The sequence below is a fragment of the Xanthomonas sp. NCPPB 2933 genome (assembly GCF_056725225.1).
The window spans coordinates 1,220,557-1,239,789 of sequence record NZ_CM161518.1; the positions used below are offsets into that span (position 1 = coordinate 1,220,557).

At 63.6% G+C, this 19,233-nt stretch carries 12 protein-coding genes, 1 other RNA gene and 1 pseudogene; 9 read left to right on the plus strand and 5 right to left on the minus strand.

The window, feature by feature from the left end:
- From AC1PLU_RS05110 to tkt, 6 genes are all read left to right on the plus strand, one after another.
- Complete coding sequence (locus AC1PLU_RS05110) at positions 1 to 462, plus strand: DUF4381 domain-containing protein (protein ID WP_481095722.1); 462 nt, start codon at positions 1 to 3, stop codon at positions 460 to 462.
- Positions 459 to 1,466 carry a vWA domain-containing protein gene (locus AC1PLU_RS05115; protein ID WP_074058172.1) on the plus strand — a complete coding sequence of 336 codons (1,008 nt, stop codon included), beginning with the start codon at positions 459 to 461 and terminating at the stop codon, positions 1,464 to 1,466. The genes AC1PLU_RS05110 and AC1PLU_RS05115 overlap by 4 nt, the downstream gene beginning before the upstream one ends.
- Entirely contained in the window at positions 1,463 to 3,316 is a 1,854-nt protein-coding gene (locus AC1PLU_RS05120; protein WP_481095718.1) for a tetratricopeptide repeat protein, read from the plus strand. The genes AC1PLU_RS05115 and AC1PLU_RS05120 overlap by 4 nt, the downstream gene beginning before the upstream one ends.
- A complete protein-coding gene (locus AC1PLU_RS05125; protein WP_481095719.1) occupies positions 3,313 to 5,058 on the plus strand; it encodes a BatD family protein in 1,746 nt (581 codons plus the stop codon). Before AC1PLU_RS05120 ends, AC1PLU_RS05125 begins: the two co-directional genes overlap by 4 nt.
- 836 nt (positions 5,059 to 5,894) lie before the next feature.
- A complete protein-coding gene (locus tag AC1PLU_RS05130) occupies positions 5,895 to 7,175 on the plus strand; it encodes a dicarboxylate/amino acid:cation symporter (RefSeq protein ID WP_172839275.1) in 1,281 nt (426 codons plus the stop codon).
- A 236-nt stretch (positions 7,176 to 7,411) separates the two neighbouring features.
- Positions 7,412 to 9,412, plus strand: a complete 2,001-nt coding sequence (tkt, locus tag AC1PLU_RS05135) for a transketolase (RefSeq protein WP_481107884.1) — start codon at positions 7,412 to 7,414, stop codon at positions 9,410 to 9,412.
- Between the two features lie 108 nt (positions 9,413 to 9,520).
- Here tkt and AC1PLU_RS05140 read toward each other — a convergent pair.
- Positions 9,521 to 9,700 (minus strand): annotated as a pseudogene (locus AC1PLU_RS05140) (alpha/beta hydrolase); the annotation flags it as partial.
- A 198-nt stretch (positions 9,701 to 9,898) separates the two neighbouring features.
- On the opposite strand from AC1PLU_RS05140, the gene fhuE reads away from it, so the two are divergent.
- Positions 9,899 to 12,091, plus strand: coding sequence for a ferric-rhodotorulic acid/ferric-coprogen receptor FhuE (gene fhuE, locus AC1PLU_RS05145; RefSeq protein WP_481107885.1), 2,193 nt, complete (start codon positions 9,899 to 9,901; stop codon positions 12,089 to 12,091).
- A gap of 285 nt (positions 12,092 to 12,376) precedes the next feature.
- Here fhuE and AC1PLU_RS05150 read toward each other — a convergent pair whose 3' ends face one another.
- A complete protein-coding gene (locus AC1PLU_RS05150; protein ID WP_481108467.1) occupies positions 12,377 to 13,348 on the minus strand; it encodes a LysR family transcriptional regulator in 972 nt (323 codons plus the stop codon).
- Positions 13,349 to 13,507: 159 nt separating this feature from the next.
- Between AC1PLU_RS05150 and AC1PLU_RS05155 the strand changes: the two genes are divergently transcribed.
- Positions 13,508 to 14,269, plus strand: coding sequence for an SDR family NAD(P)-dependent oxidoreductase (locus AC1PLU_RS05155; protein ID WP_481107886.1), 762 nt, complete (start codon positions 13,508 to 13,510; stop codon positions 14,267 to 14,269).
- 60 nt (positions 14,270 to 14,329) lie between these two features.
- Positions 14,330 to 14,405: non-coding RNA, sX9 sRNA (locus AC1PLU_RS05160), on the plus strand.
- A gap of 64 nt (positions 14,406 to 14,469) precedes the next feature.
- Here the strand turns inward: AC1PLU_RS05160 and AC1PLU_RS05165 are convergent.
- The 3 genes from AC1PLU_RS05165 to AC1PLU_RS05175 form a co-directional block, all read right to left on the minus strand.
- Positions 14,470 to 15,189, minus strand: coding sequence for a M23 family metallopeptidase (locus AC1PLU_RS05165; protein ID WP_481095385.1), 720 nt, complete (start codon positions 15,187 to 15,189; stop codon positions 14,470 to 14,472).
- 2 nt (positions 15,190 to 15,191) lie between these two features.
- Positions 15,192 to 16,127: a L,D-transpeptidase family protein gene (locus tag AC1PLU_RS05170; protein WP_481108468.1), complete on the minus strand. Its 936-nt coding sequence runs from the start codon at positions 16,125 to 16,127 to the stop codon at positions 15,192 to 15,194.
- A gap of 370 nt (positions 16,128 to 16,497) precedes the next feature.
- On the minus strand, positions 16,498 to 19,212 hold the full coding sequence (locus AC1PLU_RS05175) for a TonB-dependent receptor (RefSeq protein WP_481107887.1): 2,715 nt from the start codon (positions 19,210 to 19,212) through the stop codon (positions 16,498 to 16,500).
- Positions 19,213 to 19,233: the final 21 nt, after the last annotated feature.

A 19,233-nucleotide genomic window follows, 5' to 3' on the forward strand; every position in this document is an offset into this window, starting at 1 on the left:
ATGGCGCCGCAATCGCTCCCGTTGCGCGATGTCCATCTGCCGCCGTCGCCGTCGTGGTGGCCGTTGGCGATGGGGTGGTGGTTGGTACTCGCTGCAGTGGTGCTGGTGTTCGGTGTCGCATGGTTCTGGTGGTGGCGTCGTCGTCGGCAGCAGCGCCGATGGTTGGCGGCATTCGATGCCGAACTGCAGAACACGACAACTCCCGCGCAGCGCTTGGCGACGCTGTCGGTGTTGTTGCGGCGTGCGGCGCGCAGCGTCGATGCGCAGGCCGATCGGTTGCAGGGCGAGGCGTGGTTGCAGTTTCTGGATGGCCGCAAAAGCAAGACCCATGCGTTTTCGCAAGGGCCGGGCCGCGCCGTGCTGGATGGCGGATTTCAACGCGCGCCGGCGGTTGCAGATCTGGATGCGGTGCAGGCACTGGCGCGACAGCGTTTTCTGAGTCTGATGCGGGGCCAGCGATGAACTGGCTGCAGTGGTCGCAATGGCAGGACGCGCTCGCGCACTGCGCGTGGCCGTGGGCATGGTGGTTGATGCCGCTGCCGTTACTGATGTGGTTCTGGCCGCAGCGGCGTGCCGACGCGGCTGCGCTGCGCGTGCCCTACGCCGATCAATTGCATGCGGTTGCACAGGCGCAACGTGTGCCGGCATTGCGGATGCCGCGCTGGTTGGCATGGTTGGGCTGGTTCTTGTTGTGTGCGGCGCTTGCGCGTCCGCAACAACTAGGCGAGGTGATCCAGCCGCCGCGCGAGGCGCGACAGATGATGCTGGCGGTGGATCTGTCCGGCAGCATGAGCGAGCCGGATATGGTGCTCGGCGGCAGCGTCGTCGATCGCCTGACGGCGGCCAAGGCGGTGTTGTCGGACTTTCTGGATCGCCGCGAAGGCGATCGTGTCGGCTTGTTGGTGTTCGGCCAACGCGCCTATGCGCTGACGCCGTTGACCGCGGATCTGACCTCCGTGCGCGACCAGCTAGCCGACAGTGTGGTGGGCCTGGCCGGGCGCGAAACCGCGATTGGCGATGCGATTGCGTTGTCGGTCAAGCGGCTGCGCGAGCAGAAACAGGGGCAGCGCGTGGTGGTGCTGCTCACCGATGGCGTCAACACCGCTGGCGTGCTCAATCCGCTGAAAGCCGCCGAACTTGCCAAGGCCGAAGGCGTGCGCGTGCACACCATCGCCTTCGGTGGCAGCGGTGGTTACTCGTTGTTCGGCGTGCCGATTCCGGCCGGTGGCAATGACGATATCGATGAAGCCGGGTTGCGCAAGATCGCCGAACAGACCGGCGGGCGCTTCTTCCGAGCACGCGACACCGAGGAACTGGCCGGCATCTATGCCGAACTGGATCGGCTGGAACCGGTGAAGGCAATGGGGCCATCGGTGCAACCGCGCGTGGAGCGCTATTACTGGCCGTTGGGTGCTGCCATCGTGATTGCGCTGCTTGCCTACGTGCTGCCGCGGAGATGGCGATGAACGCGCTGACCGAGCTGACAGCGGCATTGCAGTCGTTGCATCTGCTGCGCCCGACCTTGCTATGGGCGCTGCTGGCCATCGTGCCGGCAGCGCTGCTCTGGCACCTGCGCCGACGCGATGCGGAGGTATGGCGGCACAGTGTGGATGCGCATCTGTTGCCCAAGTTACTGGTATCCGGTGGTCAGCGCGGATGGCTCGGCTTCGTGCTGGCTGCGTTGACGTATGCGCTTGCAGTGGCGGCAATGACCGGGCCGAGTTGGCGGCAGGTCGAGCGGCCGGTGTATCACTCCAGCATGCCGCTGGTGGTGGCGCTGGATCTGTCGTCCAGCATCAATGCCAACGATTTGCCGCCATCGCGCTTGCTGCAGGCGCGCGCGAAACTGGCCACGCTGTTGCGCAAGCGCGCCGGTGGCGAAGTCGCGCTGCTGGTCTATGCGGGCGAAACCTTCACCGTTGCACCGCTCACTGAAGACACGGCCAATGTGGCGTTGTTTCTGGACGCGTTGTCGCCATCGGTGATGCCGGTGGATGGCAAGCGCGCCGATGCGGCGATCGATGCGGCCACGCAGTTGCTGGTGCGGGCGGGCTTCAAGCAAGGCGACATTCTGTTGGTCAGCGATAGTGCGGATCGTGGGGCCGGCAGTTCTGCACGGCTGGCGCATTCGCGTGGATTCAGCGTGTCTGCGCTGGGTGTGGGTAGCGAGCGCGGCGCTGCCTATCGCACAAGTACCGGCGAAATCGCACAGGCGAAACTGGACGAAGCCAGCCTGCGCGATCTGGCCGGGCAGGGCGGCGGGCGTTATGCGCGCATTGCAGCGGATGATTCGGATTTGCGTGCGCTGGGGGTGCTCGATCCTACGCAGCAGCCCTTGGCCGATGAAGCGGCCGAGTCCAATGGCGGCAAGACCTGGCTGGACGAGGGCTACTGGCTGCTGCTGCCGGTGATGCTGTTGGCGCTGCTGGCGTTCCGACGTAGTGCGGTTGTGGCGGTACTCGCATTGGTGTGTGTGTTGCCGTTGGCCCAGCCCGCGCACGCTGCAGAGAGTACGTTGTGGCAACGCGCCGATCAGGTGCAACAACAACGTCTGGATGCAGGCGTGCAGGCGTATCGCAAAGGCGATTTCGCCGCGGCACAGAAAGCGTTTGAAGGTGTGCCCACCGATGAGGGCCTGTACAACCTTGGCAACGCGCTGGCCCGGCAGGGGCAGTACGACGAAGCGATTGCGGCGTACGACCGTGCGCTGAAGCAACACCCCGACCAGCAGGACGCCATCGCCAATCGTGCGGCGGTGGATGCGGCGCGCAAGCGTCAACAGCAGAACAACAAGGACGGCAAAAGTCAGGACGGCAAGGGCCAGTCCAAAGACCAGAAGCAATCCGGTCAGAACAAGCTCGGCCAAAATCAGTCCGGGCAAAACAAACAAGACAACCAAAACGCTGGCCAGGATGGGCAGGGCAAGCAGGACGCCCAAGGCAAACAGGACAGCAAGGACCAGCCGTCTTCGGCGCAGATGCCGCAGGATGGAAAGCCGCAAGACCAGCAATCCAAGAATGGTCAAGGCGAGCAGAGCAAACAGGACGCGCCGCCGCAGTCGGCCGATGCGCAGGCGCAGCAGCAGGCCGATGCCGCGCAGCGACAAAAGATGCAGCAGGCGATGGCGCAGGCCGGCGATAAGAGCGCCGATGCAAACGGCAAGCAGGAAGCCGCAGCCGTCAGCGAGACGCCGGAACAGCGCGAGCAACGGCAGGCGGTGGATGCCTGGTTGCGGCGCGTTCCTGACGATCCGGGCAGCTTGCTGCGCACCAAATTCAGGCTGGAACACGAACGCAGGCAACGGGACGGACGATGATCGGCACACACCACTTACGCCGCGCGGCGATCGCGATGCTGGCCAGCATGGTGATGCTCGCTTCCGCACCCGTCGGTGCGGTGACGCGCGCCTGGCTGGACCGCGACAGCGCCAATGCCGGCGACGTGGTGATGTTGAATATCGAAACCGATCAACGCGGTGTCGATCCGGATTACACGCCGTTGCGCAACGATTTCGCGCTGGGTGCCAAGAGCGCCAACCAGCAGATGCAGGTGACCAATGGATCGGTCACGGTGCGTGCGTTGTTCGGCGTGGTGTTGACGCCGCGCAGGAGCGGTGAGCTGATTGTGCCGGCGATACGCGTCGGCAACGAGCGCACCGAGCCGCTGCGGTTGCAGGTGGTTGGGGCGTCAAACAATGCGGGCACCGGCAGCGCTGGTGGCAGCGCGCCAGGCGGGCCGAGCGCGGCGCAGGGCAATGAAGACGCCTTCGTCGAAACGCAGGTGGACGACCCGCAGCCCTACGTGCAGCAAAGTGTGGGCGTGGTGGTGCGTTTGTACTTCGCTACGCAGCTGGCCTCCGGCGAGTTGGATCTGGAAGCGCCCGATGGCGCATCGCTGCAGCGCATTGGCGATGACGTCAGTTCGGTCAAGCTGGTCAACAATCGTCAATACAACGTGGTGGAGCGGCGCTATTTGCTGGTGCCCGAGCGCAGTGGGCGCTTGCTGTTGCCGTCGGCGCGTTTCAATGGGCGTTCGGTCGGTGGTTTTTTCGATGATTACTTCGGTCGTGGCAATGGCGAGCTGACTGCGCGCAGCGCCAGCATTCCGCTGCAGGTGCGTGCGCAGCCGGCCAACGCGCCGCAGCCGTGGCTGCCGCTGCGCAGTCTGCAGCTGCGTTACACCACCACGCCGCAGCGCGCGACTGCTGGTGAAGCGGCGCAGATCGTGGTGGAAGCCAGCGCACGCGGCGCCACCCAGGCGCAGTTCCCGGAATTGCCTACTCCGAGCGTGCCTGACGCGCAGGTGTTTGCCGAGCCGGCGCAGTACGAGGAACGCTTCGTGGACGGTTCGCCGCAGCTGCGGCTGACCCGGCGCTATTCGATCGTGCCCAACCGCGCTGGTCCACTGGTGGTGCCGGGTTTGCAGGTGGCGTGGTGGGATGTGGGCGCAGCGGCGGCCAAGACTGCATCGCTGCCGGACCTTACGTTGGATGTGGCTGCGGGTAGCGGTGCGTTTGCGGCGCCCGCGCCTACGCCAGCAGCAAACCCGTTGCCGGATAACGTTGTGCGAGCTCCTGCGGCCAGCACGCTCAGCCTGCAGCAACCCGCCGCTGCGCAACGGCCGTGGGGCTGGATCGGTGCGGCGATCGGTTTCGCGTTGTTGTGGGTCGCCACGCTTGCGTGGGCGTTGCTGCTGCGTCGCGGCGGTTCGCGCGGTGCGCCGGTGACCAATGGCAGCGATGCACCCGCCTCCGGTCGTGCCACCCATGGTGTGGCCGAATTGCGGCGCGCGCTCGATACCGGCGGGATGGACGATGTGGCGGCGGTACTCTGCGGCATGGCCGGTGTTGCCGACATCGACAGTGTGCTGGCCGCGTTGAGCGACCCGGCCCAGCGCGCAGCAGTGGCGCAGATGCAGCGCGCGCGCTGGGGCGGCGATGGTGATGTGGCCGCCGCGCGTACAGCGTTGCGCGAGGCTTTTTCCAAAGGCCCGCGTTGGCGCCATGCAACGGCTGCGGAACCGGAGGTATTGGCGCCGCTGTATCCGCCAGCGCGTTGATCGGCTGCGCTGCAGCGACAGTGGCTAACGGGTTCTTGGATGGTCGCCAAGCCGTGTAGCGTTGCGACTCGTTGATTCCGGTTACACGTGGGTTGCTGATGTGTCGATGAAAGCAGAGCTCTGGGGTTGCGGCTTGGCTGCAGGGTCCTTGCCCGCCCACCATCGCGGGACACGCCGCAAGTACGTCCGTGTAGGCTCTTACGCGGCATCCATGCCGCGTAAGGTCCCGCGACGGTGAGCGGGCAAGGACCAATCGAGAGTGTCGGTGTGCATGGTTGCAAGCGGTGCAATACGCGCTTTTTTTTAGATGACGGCGCGAATGATGGCGCTCCTGATCAGCGTCGCAACGCGAACGAATAACAGGCAGGCTTTCAACGAAGCAGCCTACGAACTCTCTGGTGCGGTGCCCTCGCCGATTGCGGGACCATGTGGCGGCATGGATGCCGCCACTGAGCCTCCAGGGACGGATTCACGGCGTGTCCCGCGAGCGGCGAGGGCACCGCGCACTCGACCAACCAGGTTTTTGATCTAAAGCTAGAAGGCACCGTGCCCTCGACCAACCAGGCTTTGGGCTGCATCTAGCAACGGCAAGACTCGAAATCTTTGCCACTTCAAGCTGATTAGATGATGTGGATGCGCCAATTGCAGATCGATTAGGGCAGCAGCCTGGTTGCAGGACTCTCGCCCGCTCCCGCTCCCGCGCCAACGCCTGCATCACCTGACGTCGAGAGGGACACCTACCCTCGGGCAGGCGCGTAGCGGCACGTCGGGTAGGTGGCCGCATCGATGGCGTTTGTTAAGCTCCGGCCTTTGTGTACAGATCAAGGCCCGACCAGATGACTGCATCCCCAGCCGCACGCCGCCCGGGCCTGCCCCTGCATTGGAAGATGGGCATTGGTTTCGCCGTCGGCCTGGTGTTGGGGTTGGCCGTCTACTACCTTGCCGGCAGCGATGCCGACTGGGTGCGCACGGTGACCAAGTACGTCACCACTCCGTTCTCGCAGATTTTTCTCAATCTGATCTTCATGCTGATCGTGCCGCTGCTGTTTTCGGCATTGGTGATGGGCATTTCCGAAATGGGCGACATCCGTGCGCTCGGCCGTGTGGGTTGGCGCACCTTGGGCTACACCGTCGTGCTGTCCGGTGTGGCGGTGTTGCTCGGCCTGGTGTTGGTGAATGTGCTCAAGCCTGGGGCTGGCGTGGATCCACAGCTGGCTAATCAGTTGATCCAGGAAAACGCCGAGCGCACCCGCGAGATCATTTCCAGCTCCGGCACCCAGCCGCAGGGCATGGACATGCTGTTGTCGATCGTGCCCAGCAACGTAATCGCTGCGGCGTCCAGCAATGGCGCGATTTTGTCGCTGATGTTTTTTGCGGTGATGTTCGGCGTGGGCATGGTGCTGACCGCGGATGAAAAAGTCGCCACGCTCAAGCGCGGCATCGAGGGCATCTTCGAAATCTCGATGACCTTGATCGGCTTGGTGATTCGCCTGGCGCCGTATGCGGTGGCCTGTTTCATGTTCAATCTGGCTGCGCTGTTCGGCTTCGATCTGTTGATCCGCCTGGGCGCCTACGTGGGCGTGGTGGTGTTGGCGCTGGGCCTGCACATGGTGGTCAGCTACGGGCTGGCAGTGAAGTTCGCCGGGCGTTCGCCGATCGGCTTCTTCAAGCAGACCCAGGAGGCCACGATGATGGCGTTCTCCACTGCGTCCAGTAATGCGACCCTGCCCACCGCCTTGCGCGTGGCCGACGAAATGGGCCTGCCGCCACGCGTGTCGCGCTTTGTGCTGACGGTGGGCGCCACCGCCAACCAGAACGGCACCGCGCTGTTCGAAGGGGTGACGGTGATCTTCCTGGCGCAGTTCTTCAATGTGGACCTGAGCATCGGCCAGCAGTTCATGGTGATGCTGGTCTGCATCCTGGGTGGCATCGGCACCGCGGGTGTGCCGTCGGGCTCGCTGCCGGTGGTGGCGCTGATCTGCGCGATGGTCGGGGTCAACCCGGTCGGCATCGGCATGATCCTGGGCGTCAATCACTTCCTGGATATGTGCCGCACGGCGTTGAATGTGACCGGCGATCTGGCGTTGACGACGTTGGTGGCGAAGGGCGAGGAGTAGGGATTCGGGATTCGGGATTCGTTGGAGCGGGCTGTTGCGATCGTCAGGTGCCAGGTCAGGTCTTGCGGTGTTGCGATAGCGTCTCGGCCGCCAGTTGCACCGTTGTCTAGTGGACGAGGCTGCAGAGGCTCCAGCCTCACCAATCCCGCCTCCCAATCCCGGCTCCCTAACGCGCTCTGTGGGAGAATAAGCGGCTCCGCTTCCAGCGGTGTTCCCCTCCGCTTCCATAGACGCCCATGACCCAGCCCACCCGCCGCCAGCTGGCCAACGCCATCCGTTTTCTTGCCGCAGATGCGGTCGAAGCCGCCAAATCCGGCCATCCCGGCATGCCGATGGGCATGGCCGATATCGCCGAAGTGCTGTGGAACGATTTCTTCCGGCACAACCCAAACAACCCGCAGTGGTTTAACCGCGACCGCTTCGTGCTGTCCAATGGCCACGGGTCGATGCTGCAGTACGCGCTGTTGCACCTGTCCGGCTACGACCTGCCGATCGAGCAGCTCAAGCAGTTCCGTCAGCTGCACAGCAAGACCGCCGGCCACCCCGAGCGCAGCGAGACCCCAGGGATCGAGACCACCACCGGTCCGCTCGGGCAGGGCTTCGCCAATGCGGTCGGGTTCGCGCTGGCCGAGAAGTTGCTGGCGCAGCGCTACAACCGCCCGGAGCTGGAAATCGTCGACCACCGCACCTGGGTGTTCATGGGCGATGGCTGCATGATGGAAGGCATCTCGCACGAGGCCGCCTCGCTGGCTGGCACCTGGGGCCTGGGCAAGCTGGTTGCGTTCTGGGACAACAACCACATTTCCATCGACGGCAACACCGATGGCTGGTTCAGCGACAACACGCCGGCGCGTTTCGAGGCCTATGGCTGGCACGTGATCCGTGATGTGGACGGGCACGATGCCGAGAAGATCAAGGCCGCCATCGAAGCCGCGCTGGAGAACACCGACAAGCCGACCCTGATCTGCTGCCGCACCAAGATCGGCTTCGGTGCGCCCAGCAAGGCCGGCAAGGAATCCTCGCACGGCGCGCCGCTGGGCAAGGAAGAACTGGAAGGCGCACGCAAGGCGCTGGAGTGGCCGTACGGCCCGTTCGAAATTCCCGAAGAGATCTACGCCGGCTGGCGTGCAGGCGGCACCGGCACCCTGCGTCAGGCCGAGTGGGAGCAACTGTTCGACAAGTACGGCAAGCAGTATTCGGCCGAAGCTGCCGAGCTGACCCGTCGCTCGCACGCCGAGTTGCCGGCCGACTTCATCGCCCAGGCCGATGCCTACATCGCCAAGGCGCAGCAGGACGGCCAGACCATCGCCTCGCGCAAGGCCTCGCAGCTGGCGATCGAAGCGTTCGCCCCGCTGTTGCCGGAACTGATCGGCGGTTCGGCCGATCTGGCGCATTCCAACCTCACGTTGTGGAAGGCCAGCAAGTCGGTGGCCACCGACGACCCGGATGCCAACTACGTGTACTACGGCGTGCGCGAGTTCGGCATGACCGCTATTGCCAATGGCCTGGCGCTGCATGGCGGCTTTATTCCCTTCGACGCCACCTTCCTGGTGTTCAGCGATTACGCGCGCAACGGCGTGCGTATGAGCGCGCTGAATCCGGCGCATGCCATCCACGTGTACACGCACGACTCGATCGGCCTGGGCGAAGACGGCCCGACCCATCAGCCGGTGGAACATCTGGCCTCGCTGCGCTACATCCCCAATAACGATGTGTGGCGCCCGGGCGATGCGGTGGAATCGGCGGTGAGCTGGAAGGCCGCGATCACCCGCAAGGACGGCCCGAGCTGCCTGGTGTTCAGTCGCCAGAATCTGCAGCACCAGCCGCGCAGCGACGCGCAGCTCAAGCTGATCGAACGCGGTGGCTACGTGCTGGCCGATGCCGAAGGCGGCGCGCCGGACGTGATCCTGATCGCCACCGGTTCGGAAGTCGGCCTGGCGGTGGAAGCCAAGCAGACCCTGGATGCGGCAGGCCTAAAGACACGCGTGGTGTCGATGCCGTCCACCGATGTGTTCGATCGCCAGGATGCGGCGTATCGCGAGTCGGTGTTGCCGAACGCGGTGCGCAAGCGCGTGGCGGTGGAAGCGGGCGTGACCGGCTTCTGGCGCAAGTACGTGGGCCTGGATGGAGATGTGGTCGGCATCGACACTTTCGGTGCTTCGGCGCCGGCGGATCAGCTGTATGCGTACTTCAAGATCACGGCCGAGCATGTGGTTGCGGCAGCCAAGGCGCTGTAAGGCCTCGCGTGTTGCGCTGAAGAAAAAAGCCGGCGAAAGCCGGCTTTTTTGTTGAATCTCGTGAGCGATGCGCGGGTGCGTCATCGTTCAACGGAAGCGTGGCGTGCTTCAGTGCGCGTCGTTGGCCAGCGCCGAGGCGCGGATCCTGGTCAGCACCTTCAACTGTGCCTCCATCATCGGCGGGTTGGGATCGTGCCCGGTCCGTGGCAGCAGCAGGAATTGCTTGCTCGGAGCAGAAAGACCATCGAAGTACGCCTTGCTGATCTCCGCTGGAGTGACCAGATCCTGCGAAACGCGCTCCCATCCAGGTAGCGCTCGCTTATGTCAAGCAAATGCTAAAAAATGTCAACCCAGCTATTTAAAATGTGAATCATTCCCATTAAAATGGCGCGCTGCCGCTGGTAGGGCACACCGTTTCCTCCCCCTTGTTGCCGGCGCGGCGTCTTCGCAGCGCGTGGTCTGATTCCGTCTGCGTTGGAGTTCCCGATGATCCGTAGTACCGAGTTGCGTCTTGTTTCCATGGGCGCGCGTCGTCATGCCCTGCCGCGCGCGCTGTTCGCTGCGCTGTGCACGCTGGCCGCTGGCCAGGCATTGGCCGAGACGCCCGTTGCCGCCGCCGATGCCGAGGTCACCACGCTGGACCGGCTGATTGTGCAGGGCGAACAGGCCAAGGGCTATACGGTGGAGAAGACCACCGCCGGCACGCGCATGAATCTGTCGCTGCGCGAGATTCCGCAGTCGGTCACCGTGATCACCCGTGACCGCATGGATGACCAGAATCTGCAGAGCATCACCGACGTGCTCAACAACGTCACCGGCATCTCGGTGGCGCAGAGCGACAGCGAGCGGCTGGAATTCTTCGCACGCGGGTTCTACATCGACAACTACCAGTTCGACGGTATCCCGGCCTATATGGAGCAGGCCTGGAGCTACGGCGATTCGGCGCTGGACGTGGCGCTGTACGATCGTATCGAAGTGGTGCGCGGCGCCACCGGCCTGCTCACCGGCTCGGGCAATCCGTCCGCCTCGATCAATCTGGTGCGCAAGCACGCGCTCAGCCGCGACTTCACCGGCACCGTGTCGGTCGGCGGCGGCGATTTCAACAAGACCCGCAGCGTGGCCGATGTCACCGTGCCGCTGAGCCCAGAAGGCACCGTGCGCGCGCGCGTGATCGGCTTGTATCAGGATGGCGAGTCGGATATGGACCGCTACAGCATGCGCAAGAAGATCGGCTCGGCGATCATCGATGCGGACCTCACCGACAGCACCTTGCTGAGCGTGGGCTACGAGTACCAGAAGAAGGAATCGAACGATGTCACCTGGGGCGGCTTCCCGCTGTTCTACAGCGATGGCACCCGCACCAACTACGACCGCTCGTTCAACCCGGCGGCCGACTGGACGTTCTGGGATACGCGTCTGCAGCGCACCTTCGCCAGCCTGCAGCAGAGCTTCGACAACGGTTGGAACCTCAAGGCCAATCTGAGCCACGAGAAGACCGAAGCGGCCAATCATCTGTTCTATCCGTTCTATACGATCTTCGGGTTCGACCGCGCCACCGGTGGCGGCGTGGTGCCGTATTCGGGCAACTACCTGACCGAGCGCAAGGCCGATGGTGCCGATGTCTATGCGGAAGGCCCGTTCCAGCTGTTCGGCCGCGAGCATCATCTGGTGGCCGGCGCCAGCTACAACCGCCGCGAATACGTCAACAACGGCACCTTCGATTTCCCTGCGCCGCTGGACAGCTACTTCGGCTGGACCGGCGCGTACCCGGAACCCAACTGGAGCCCGCGCACGGTGCAGAGCGACGGCACCATCAAGCAGAAGGCCGCTTACGTGGCCGCACGGTTCTCGCTGGCCGATCCGCTGACGCTGCTGGTGGGCGCGCGCTATACCGATTGGCAGATCGATGGCCGCAACGTCGATTCGACGACGCAAGGCCTGGTGCCGTTCTCCGACACCCAGACCGAAGTCACCCCGTACGCCGGCCTGGTGTACGACATCAACGATGTGTGGTCGACCTACGTCAGCTATACCGAAATCTTCAATCCGCAGACCCTGCGCGATGCCAATGGCGGCTACCTGGACCCGTTGAGCGGCAAGGGCTACGAAGCCGGCGTCAAGGCAGCGTGGTTCGACGACAAGCTCAACGCCTCGCTTGCGGTGTTTCGCATCGAGCAGGACAACCTGGGCGTGGCCACCGGCGGCTTCGTCCCCGGTAGCAGCGAATCGGCGTACCAGGCCGCCAACGGCGTGGTGAGCGAAGGCTTCGACTTCGAGATTTCCGGCCGCGTGACCGCTGGCTGGAATACCACCTTCGGTGCCTCGCACTACACCGCCCGCGACGACAGCGGCACGTCGATCAACACGCATCTGCCGCGCACCACTCTCAAGCTGTTCAACAGCTACACCCCGCAAGGTGCGTGGAGCGATCTAACCGTGGGGGGCGGCGTCAACTGGCAGAACCGCTCGTACTACGTGGACCCGGTCTACGGCACCTTCCAGCAGAGCGCCTATGCGCTGGTCAGTGCATTCGCGCGCTACCGGTTGTCGCCGCAGTTTTCGGTGCAGCTCAATGTCGACAACCTGCTCGACAAGCGCTATTACTCGCAGTTCAACGGCGGCTATGGCGCATGGGGCGCATCGCGCAACGGCATGCTGACCTTCAACTACACGTTCTGATCGCAGACCAAGCCGGGCGCGATTTCAGCGCCTGGCCTGTTGTTGCAACGATGCAGGCACCTTGCAAAAGGTGCATGTTTTTTTGTGTCTGCATCCCTTCTGGGTGATCGTAGATCTGCTGCGCTTTCTACTGCCTGCGCTGCGTGCTGACATCAGTTTGCTTCGGTGGTGCCGAGCTGGCGCGCAAGCGGAAGCCTTTCCCGCAAGTATCGGCACGTTGCATAGGCTTGCCTGCACACGCACACGCAAAGGCGTGCCGGCAATCGCATCGACGGTAGCCCAGGGCTACAGCGGTTCCAGATGCGGCGCCATCACTTCTGCCACCCAATCCATGAACGCGCGCACGCGTTGCGGCAGGTGGCGACGCTGCGCGTAGAGCAGCGTGACCGGCATCGGTTCGGGCGCGATGGCGGCCAGCACCTCGATCAAGGCGCCGCTATCCAGGTGTGGGCGCAACGGGCTGGCCGGTGCCTGGATGATGCCCAGGCCCGCCAATGCCGCAGCAAGATAGGCATCGCCGTTGTTGACCGTCACCGGGCCGCGCATCGGCAGCAGTTGATAGGTCTGCCCGTCGTGGTACTCGAAGCCGGGCGACCGCTGGCCCAGCGTCGTGACGTAATGCACCAGATCGTGCTGCGCCAGATCGTCCAGACAGCGCGGTGTGCCACGCCGCGTCAGGTAATCCGCGCTGGCGCAGTTGATGATGCGAAACGCGCCGAGCGGTCGCGCGACCAGGTTGGTGTCTTCGAGCGCGCCCACGCGCAACACGCAATCGAAGCCTTCGCGCACCACATCCACGCGGCGGTCGGTGCCGCTGATCTCCACTTCCAGTTGTGGATGCAGTGCCAAAAATACCGGCAAGGCGGGAATCACGAAATTGCGCGCAATGCCGGACGACATGTCCACCCGCAAGCGCCCTCGCAACTGGCTACGGTCGCGCTGAAACATGCCTTGCAACTCGTCCATGTCATCGAGCAAATCGCGGCCGCGCTGATAGAACGCGGTGCCGTCGCCAGTGAGTTGCACGCGGCGTGTAGTGCGATGCAACAGCTGGGTACCGAGCGACGCTTCAAGCCGTTGCACGGCAGTGGAGACGCTGGCCTTGGGCAGGCCCAAGGTTTCGGCGGCGCGAGTGAAACTGCCGAGCTCGGCTACGCGCAGGAATGCGCGCAACGACTCCATGGTGTCCATCGATTGGTCGATACTTTTGAACGGTGCAATCAGCCTGAGCTGATTTATGCGGCGCGGCAAGCGCAATAGTCTTTGCAACGACGCGATACCCATACCGTCGCAGGCTGGCGCGCAAACGCGCGCTACAACATCACTGGCAGACACCGATGCCAGGCACCGACGCGCCTGACATCCCTACAGGCTTGCGGTCGTTCTCGGCATCATCCCTCATCCCCGGAGTACAGCATGCCGAACACCACCCCCATCACATTGATCACCGGCGGCAGCCGCGGCCTGGGCCGTAACGCCGCGCTCGCGCTCGCTGCCGACGGCAGCGACATTGTGCTGACCTATCGCAGCGAAGCAGGCGAGGCTGCTGCAGTCGTCGCAGACATCCAGAAGCTGGGGCATCGCGCGCATGCATTGCAGCTGGATGTTGCCAATGTCGAGGGCTTCGCTACATTTGCCGCTCAACTGAAGGAAGTGTTGACCAGTTGGGATCGCACCCACTTCGACGCATTGGTCAACAACGCCGGCACCGGTTTGCACGCGTCCATTGCCGAGACCACGCCTGCGCAATTCGACGCGCTGTTCAACATCCATCTCAAAGCCCCGTATTTTCTGACCCAGACGTTGTTGCCGCTGATTGCCGATGGCGGACGCATCCTCAACGTGTCCAGCGGTCTTGCACGTTTTGCGCTGCCGGGTTCGTCGGCCTACGCGATGATGAAGGGCGGGGTGGAAGTGTTCACCCGCTATCTGGCCAAAGAGTTGGGCGCGCGGGGCATCCGTGCCAACACGCTGGCGCCGGGTGCGATCGAAACCGACTTCAATGGCGGCAGCGTGCGTGACAACGCGCAGGTCAACGCGATGATTTCCTCGGTCACTGCATTAGGCCGCCCTGGCCTGCCGGACGATATCGGGCCGGTGGTGGCTGCATTGCTGGCGCCGGGCACCGGTTGGATCAATGCGCAGCGCATCGAGGTGTCTGGTGGGATGTTGATTTAGAGCGGCTAACAAACCTACTGCGCAGCCGCCAGGCGGGCGCGGTCGGTGCTCGGAATCCTCATGTACCGCTCGTACACTCCGGTTCCTGCGCGCCGCCCGCACCCACCTGACGACCGCTCGCTACGTTTTGTTAGCCGCTCTTAAGTACAAAGGCCTGCGCATGACGCGCAGGCCTTTGTGTACGCCACAGCGTCAGTGCATCACTGCAGTGTCTGATCGCCATGCAAGACGGGATACGGATTCACGACTTCGCCCTTCCACCATTCTTTTTCCGGCCCGAGGCGATGGATCTCGAAATGCAGATGCGGTGCCGCAGGATCTGCGTTACCTGTGCTGCCCACATAGCCAATGATCTGACCGCGCTTGATCTGCTGTTTTTCCGCCACACCATCGGCGTAGCGCTCCAGATGCGCGTAGTAGTAGCAATACGTGCCACTCGGGTCGAACTGATACAGCGTCAGGCCGCCGCGTTCGCTGTTGAAGAGTTTCTCGACGGTGCCGTCTGCCACTGCGAGGACCGCTGTTCCGGTGGGGGCGAGAATGTCGATGGCATCGTGCACGCGGCCTTCGCTGCGTGCGTCGGTGAAGGTGTCCTGCAGCTGGCTGCTGCTGATGCCTTGTACCGGAATCAACAAGCCAGCACCTGAAACTGCGGTGCCAGCTGGTGGCGCGGGCGTTGCTGCTGCAGGCGTATTGGCTGGCGCCGCATCGGTTGCCGGCGCAGCGGCAACGGCAGGCGGTGGCGCGAGTGCCGGAGCAGCAGATGCTGCCAGTTCGGTATGCGCCGCGTCGTGCTGTGTTGCCACGGGTGCAGCAGTGGGCGCTGGCTCTACTGTCGCCTGCGGCGCCTCACGTTCCAGCCACCAATAGCCGGCTGCACCCAGCAGCACCCCCACCACCAGCATCATCAGCAGTTTCATGCTTACTCCTGCATCACCACCGGCATGGACGGGCCGACCACGCTGGCCAGATTGACCACGTCCCAGTTGGTCAGGCGCACGCAGCCATGCGATTCGGTCTTGCCGACATGACCGGGTTCCGGCGTGCCGTGCAGGCCGTAATGCGGCTTGGACAAGTCGATCCACACGCGGCCGACCGGATTGTTCGGACCCGACGGCAAGGTCGCCTTTTGATCGCCCTTTTTCGCGTCCCAGAACAGCTTGGGGTTGTACTTGAACACGGGATCGCGCGCCACGCCCAGGACCTTCCAGCGGCCGATCGGCAGCGGATCGTGCTTGCTGCCGGAAGACACCGGGAACTGCGCATAGACCTTGCCGTCGGCATCGAACAGGCGCAGCGTCGACTCGGACTTGTCGACCACCAGCTTGGCCGGCTTGGCCAGTGGCGGGACACCGTCGATGTTAGGCACCTGGATCACGGCCCCGGCCTTGCTCAGGTCCACGCCGGGGTTGAGTTGGCGTAGCAGTTCGGGGTCGGCATGAAACCGCTCGCCCAGTGCCTCATCCACCGAGGTGTAGCCGAGCGAGGGCAGCTTGGCCTGTTCGGCCGGGCCCTTGGGAATCGGCTGGAACGGTCCGGCGACATCGGCAGCGGTGAGCGTGTATTGCACCAACGCCGGCGTGGCGTCGGCCTGCAAGGCCTGCCAGGTCGCGTCATCCAGCTCACCGGTCACCTTGATGTTGTGCGCGGCCTGAAACCCGGAGACGGCACGCTTTTGATTGGAGCCGCGCTCGCCATCGATCTGCCCCGGCGAAAAATGCGCGCGATCCAGCAGGACTTGTGCATGCAGATCCGAGCGCGGGCCGCTCGGCACGACTTTCGCCGCAGGCGTTGCTGCAGGTGCAGGTGCAGGTGCAGGAGCAGCGGCGGGCTGCGGAGCTTGCGCCAATGCAGACAATGAAGCGCTCAGAGCGAGAGTGAGCAAGCAGGCGCGAGCGTAGGAGCGTGAGGGCATGAGCAGGTCCGAAAGAGGCATGCGCGCACCTTGCCCGAGCTGCCTGCGTGGTCTGCGTGAAATGGCTGCACCGGGACTGACTGAGAACGCGGTATCGATGCGGGTCAAAAGTGGATACCTGCTATCTCGCCTCCGCGCAGTTGCCGATTCGACGCGTCAGCCGGCTGCTCATGCGTCTACCCGGGCGGTGGAGTGAGTCGTGCACCGCGCAACAATTGATCGCCTGTATGTCAGTCAGGCGATCGATTGGATCAGCGCAAACCTGATCTTTGCAGCTGCAGCCATCGCGCCGCATCTGTCTGCATGTCCGCCGTCAGTAGGTATAGCCCAACGTCAGCATGTACACCCCCCCGGTCTGTACATACGCACCATCGGCGCCGGGATCGTAGGCCATGTAGCGTTTGGATTTGCCCTGCGTTTCGTAGAACGTTGCCGCATTGAGCAGGTTCTTGGCCGATACACCCACATCGATATGGTGCGGCAAATGGTAGGTGGCATTGAAGTCCAACGACTTCACCGGTTGCAGGTAGTAGTTGAGCCGGTCGCTGGTCAAGCCAAGCAATTGCAGGCCGGTGTAGTTGTAGCTCAGGTCGGTGCGCAGATGCGTATCGTCGTAGAACAGATCCAGGTTGTAGATACGCTCCGGCGCGCGTGGCAACCAGGTTTTTTCCGGTTGATCGCTGCGCTTGCTGTCTGCTTCGCTGTGTTGCAGCGTGAGGTTGGCGGTGACGCCGAAATTGCTCCAGATGCCCGGCAAGTCCTGCAGGCGCTTGCTCGCCGCCAACTCCAGGCCATAGAGCTTTGCGGTGCCACCGTTCTGCGGCATCGTCACCGGCACGCCGTTTTCGAACGTGGTGCCGGTCGGTACCAGGCCGCCCAGCGTGTTGTCGTTGCTGGTCGCCGATTGCGAGGTGTAGATGAAGCCGGTGATGCGTTTGTAATAGGTCGATGCACTGAGTACGCCGCCGTTGTGGTCGTAGAACTCGGCGGAGAGATCGGCGTTGTCGGCCTTGCTCGGATGCAGATCGGGATTGGGCTTGGAGATGCCGACCACCTGCTGGGTGTCGTCGATGGTGTACACCGTCTCGCCGGAAATCAGGCCGAACGCCGGGCGGCTGAAACTGCGGCGCAATGAAGCGCGGTACACGGTGAGATCGTCTGGCCGATAGTTGACGCTGATGCCCGGCAACACTTGCCCATACGTGCTGCCGGTGCCGACGAAACGGCCGGTGCTGCCATCGCCGCTGGATTGCCAGGATTGGGCCGAGTAGCGCGTCAACTCGTAGCGCACACCGGGCAGCACGCTTACCGAGCCGATATGCAGCGCGGCCATTGCGTAACCGGAATAGATCGCCTCGGTGCTGGAGGTGGTGTTGGCGTTGTAGTCGTTGGCTGTGTAGACGCCCGCGCCATTGGGATCGTTGACGTACTTGTAAGGCAGCGCCTGCGCGAGCATCCAGTTGCGGTTGAGCAGTTTGAACGGGCCTGCGTAACGGCCATCGAACGCGTTATTGGTGACACGTCCCGGGATCGCGCTCAGCGGCGGGCCGCCGGCCGTGGGAAACGCGTAATTCGGCCCGCCAAAATAAGGACCATTGGTGACGAAGTTGCCGTCCTTGTGGAAGAACGGATGATCATAGGCGCCGCGGTCGGAGTGATCGGCAGACAGGCCGACTTTGATGCTGTCCAGCACATCGCCATCGACCTGATAGGTGATATCGGTGTGTAAGTTGACGCGGTTGTCGTGACTGCCGGCGTCATGCCCCTGCACCTTCCACAGCAGCGATGAATCCAGGTTGTAGAAGAAGTCCTGCAATGCAGGCGAGCTTGGCGCGATGCTCGGATAGCGCGGGTTGCTGAGGTCGAAGGCGAAGCTACCGGGCGTAAAACCATACAGACTGGCTGACACATAGTCCGGACGGCTGCGGGTGCCGCGACCGACCGAACTGCCATAGTCGAAGCGCAGGCGATCCAGCGTGGTCTGGCCACCGAGTTGCAGCGTTGCCAGCTTCTCGTCGATATCGTGCGTGTTGAAGTAGCCGCCGCGCACGGCGGTTGGCTGGTTGCGATAGGTTTCCAAGCGCGCGCTGGACTGATCCTGCTGCCCGGTCACGCCGTAGCTGCCGTAGATGGCACGCGCATAGAGTGCGCTGTTGTCGCCCTGCCAATCGAGCGAGAGATTGCCGCCATAGCGTTCGATCTGACTGGTGTAGAGGCTGTACTTGTAACGGGTGCTGATCAATGGACCGACATCGCGCAGGTCCGTTGCACTGGCGAATGCAGGATCGGCCGGCACGTACTTACTGTTGGGCGCCGGCGCTTGCGCCATGTTGTTGTTTTTGCCGTAATAGGCCGATGCGTAGAGGCCGAAGGCATGGCCGTCGCCAAACTTCCAGGCCAGCTCCTGCTGGAAGGTGCCGCCGGTGTCCTTGCCGCCCAGGTCAGAGGCCAGCGCGTTGAACTGACCTTGCGCGGTGGTCTTGGCATAGACGTCGCGATCAAAGTCGAAGGCGTTCGGCGTGCGCATGTCGATCGCACCGCCGATCGAGTCGCCCGGCATGTCGGGTGTGGGCGATTTCGACACCTGCACCGACTGGATGCCGAACGGGGCCAGCATGTTCAACGAGATGGCGCGCGTGGACGAATCGGTCTCGGGCATGCCGAAGCCGTTGAGCGTGTAGGCGTTGTAGCTGGCATCCATGCCGCGGATGCTGACGTAGGCATTTTCGCCAGTGGTGGCCTGGCCCAGATGCATGTCGCTGTAAGCGGAAAGGCCCGGCATGTGCGACACGACATCGGCGATGCCGCCCGACGGGATGGCATCGATCTGCTGCTTGCTCATCACACTGTTGACGCTGCTGGACAGGCGCTGTTCGTTGAGCGATCCCGGTGTTGCAGCGTGCTTGGCCTGCACGTTGACCGAATCCAATGTGGTGGTAGCGGGCTCAGGAGTCTCGGCGAACGCGGGTGCCGACAGCGCCAGCGCAATGGCGCAGGTCAGACGATGGAAAGTGCGGGGGTGCTGCATGCAGTTGGCTCGCGTAGTTGG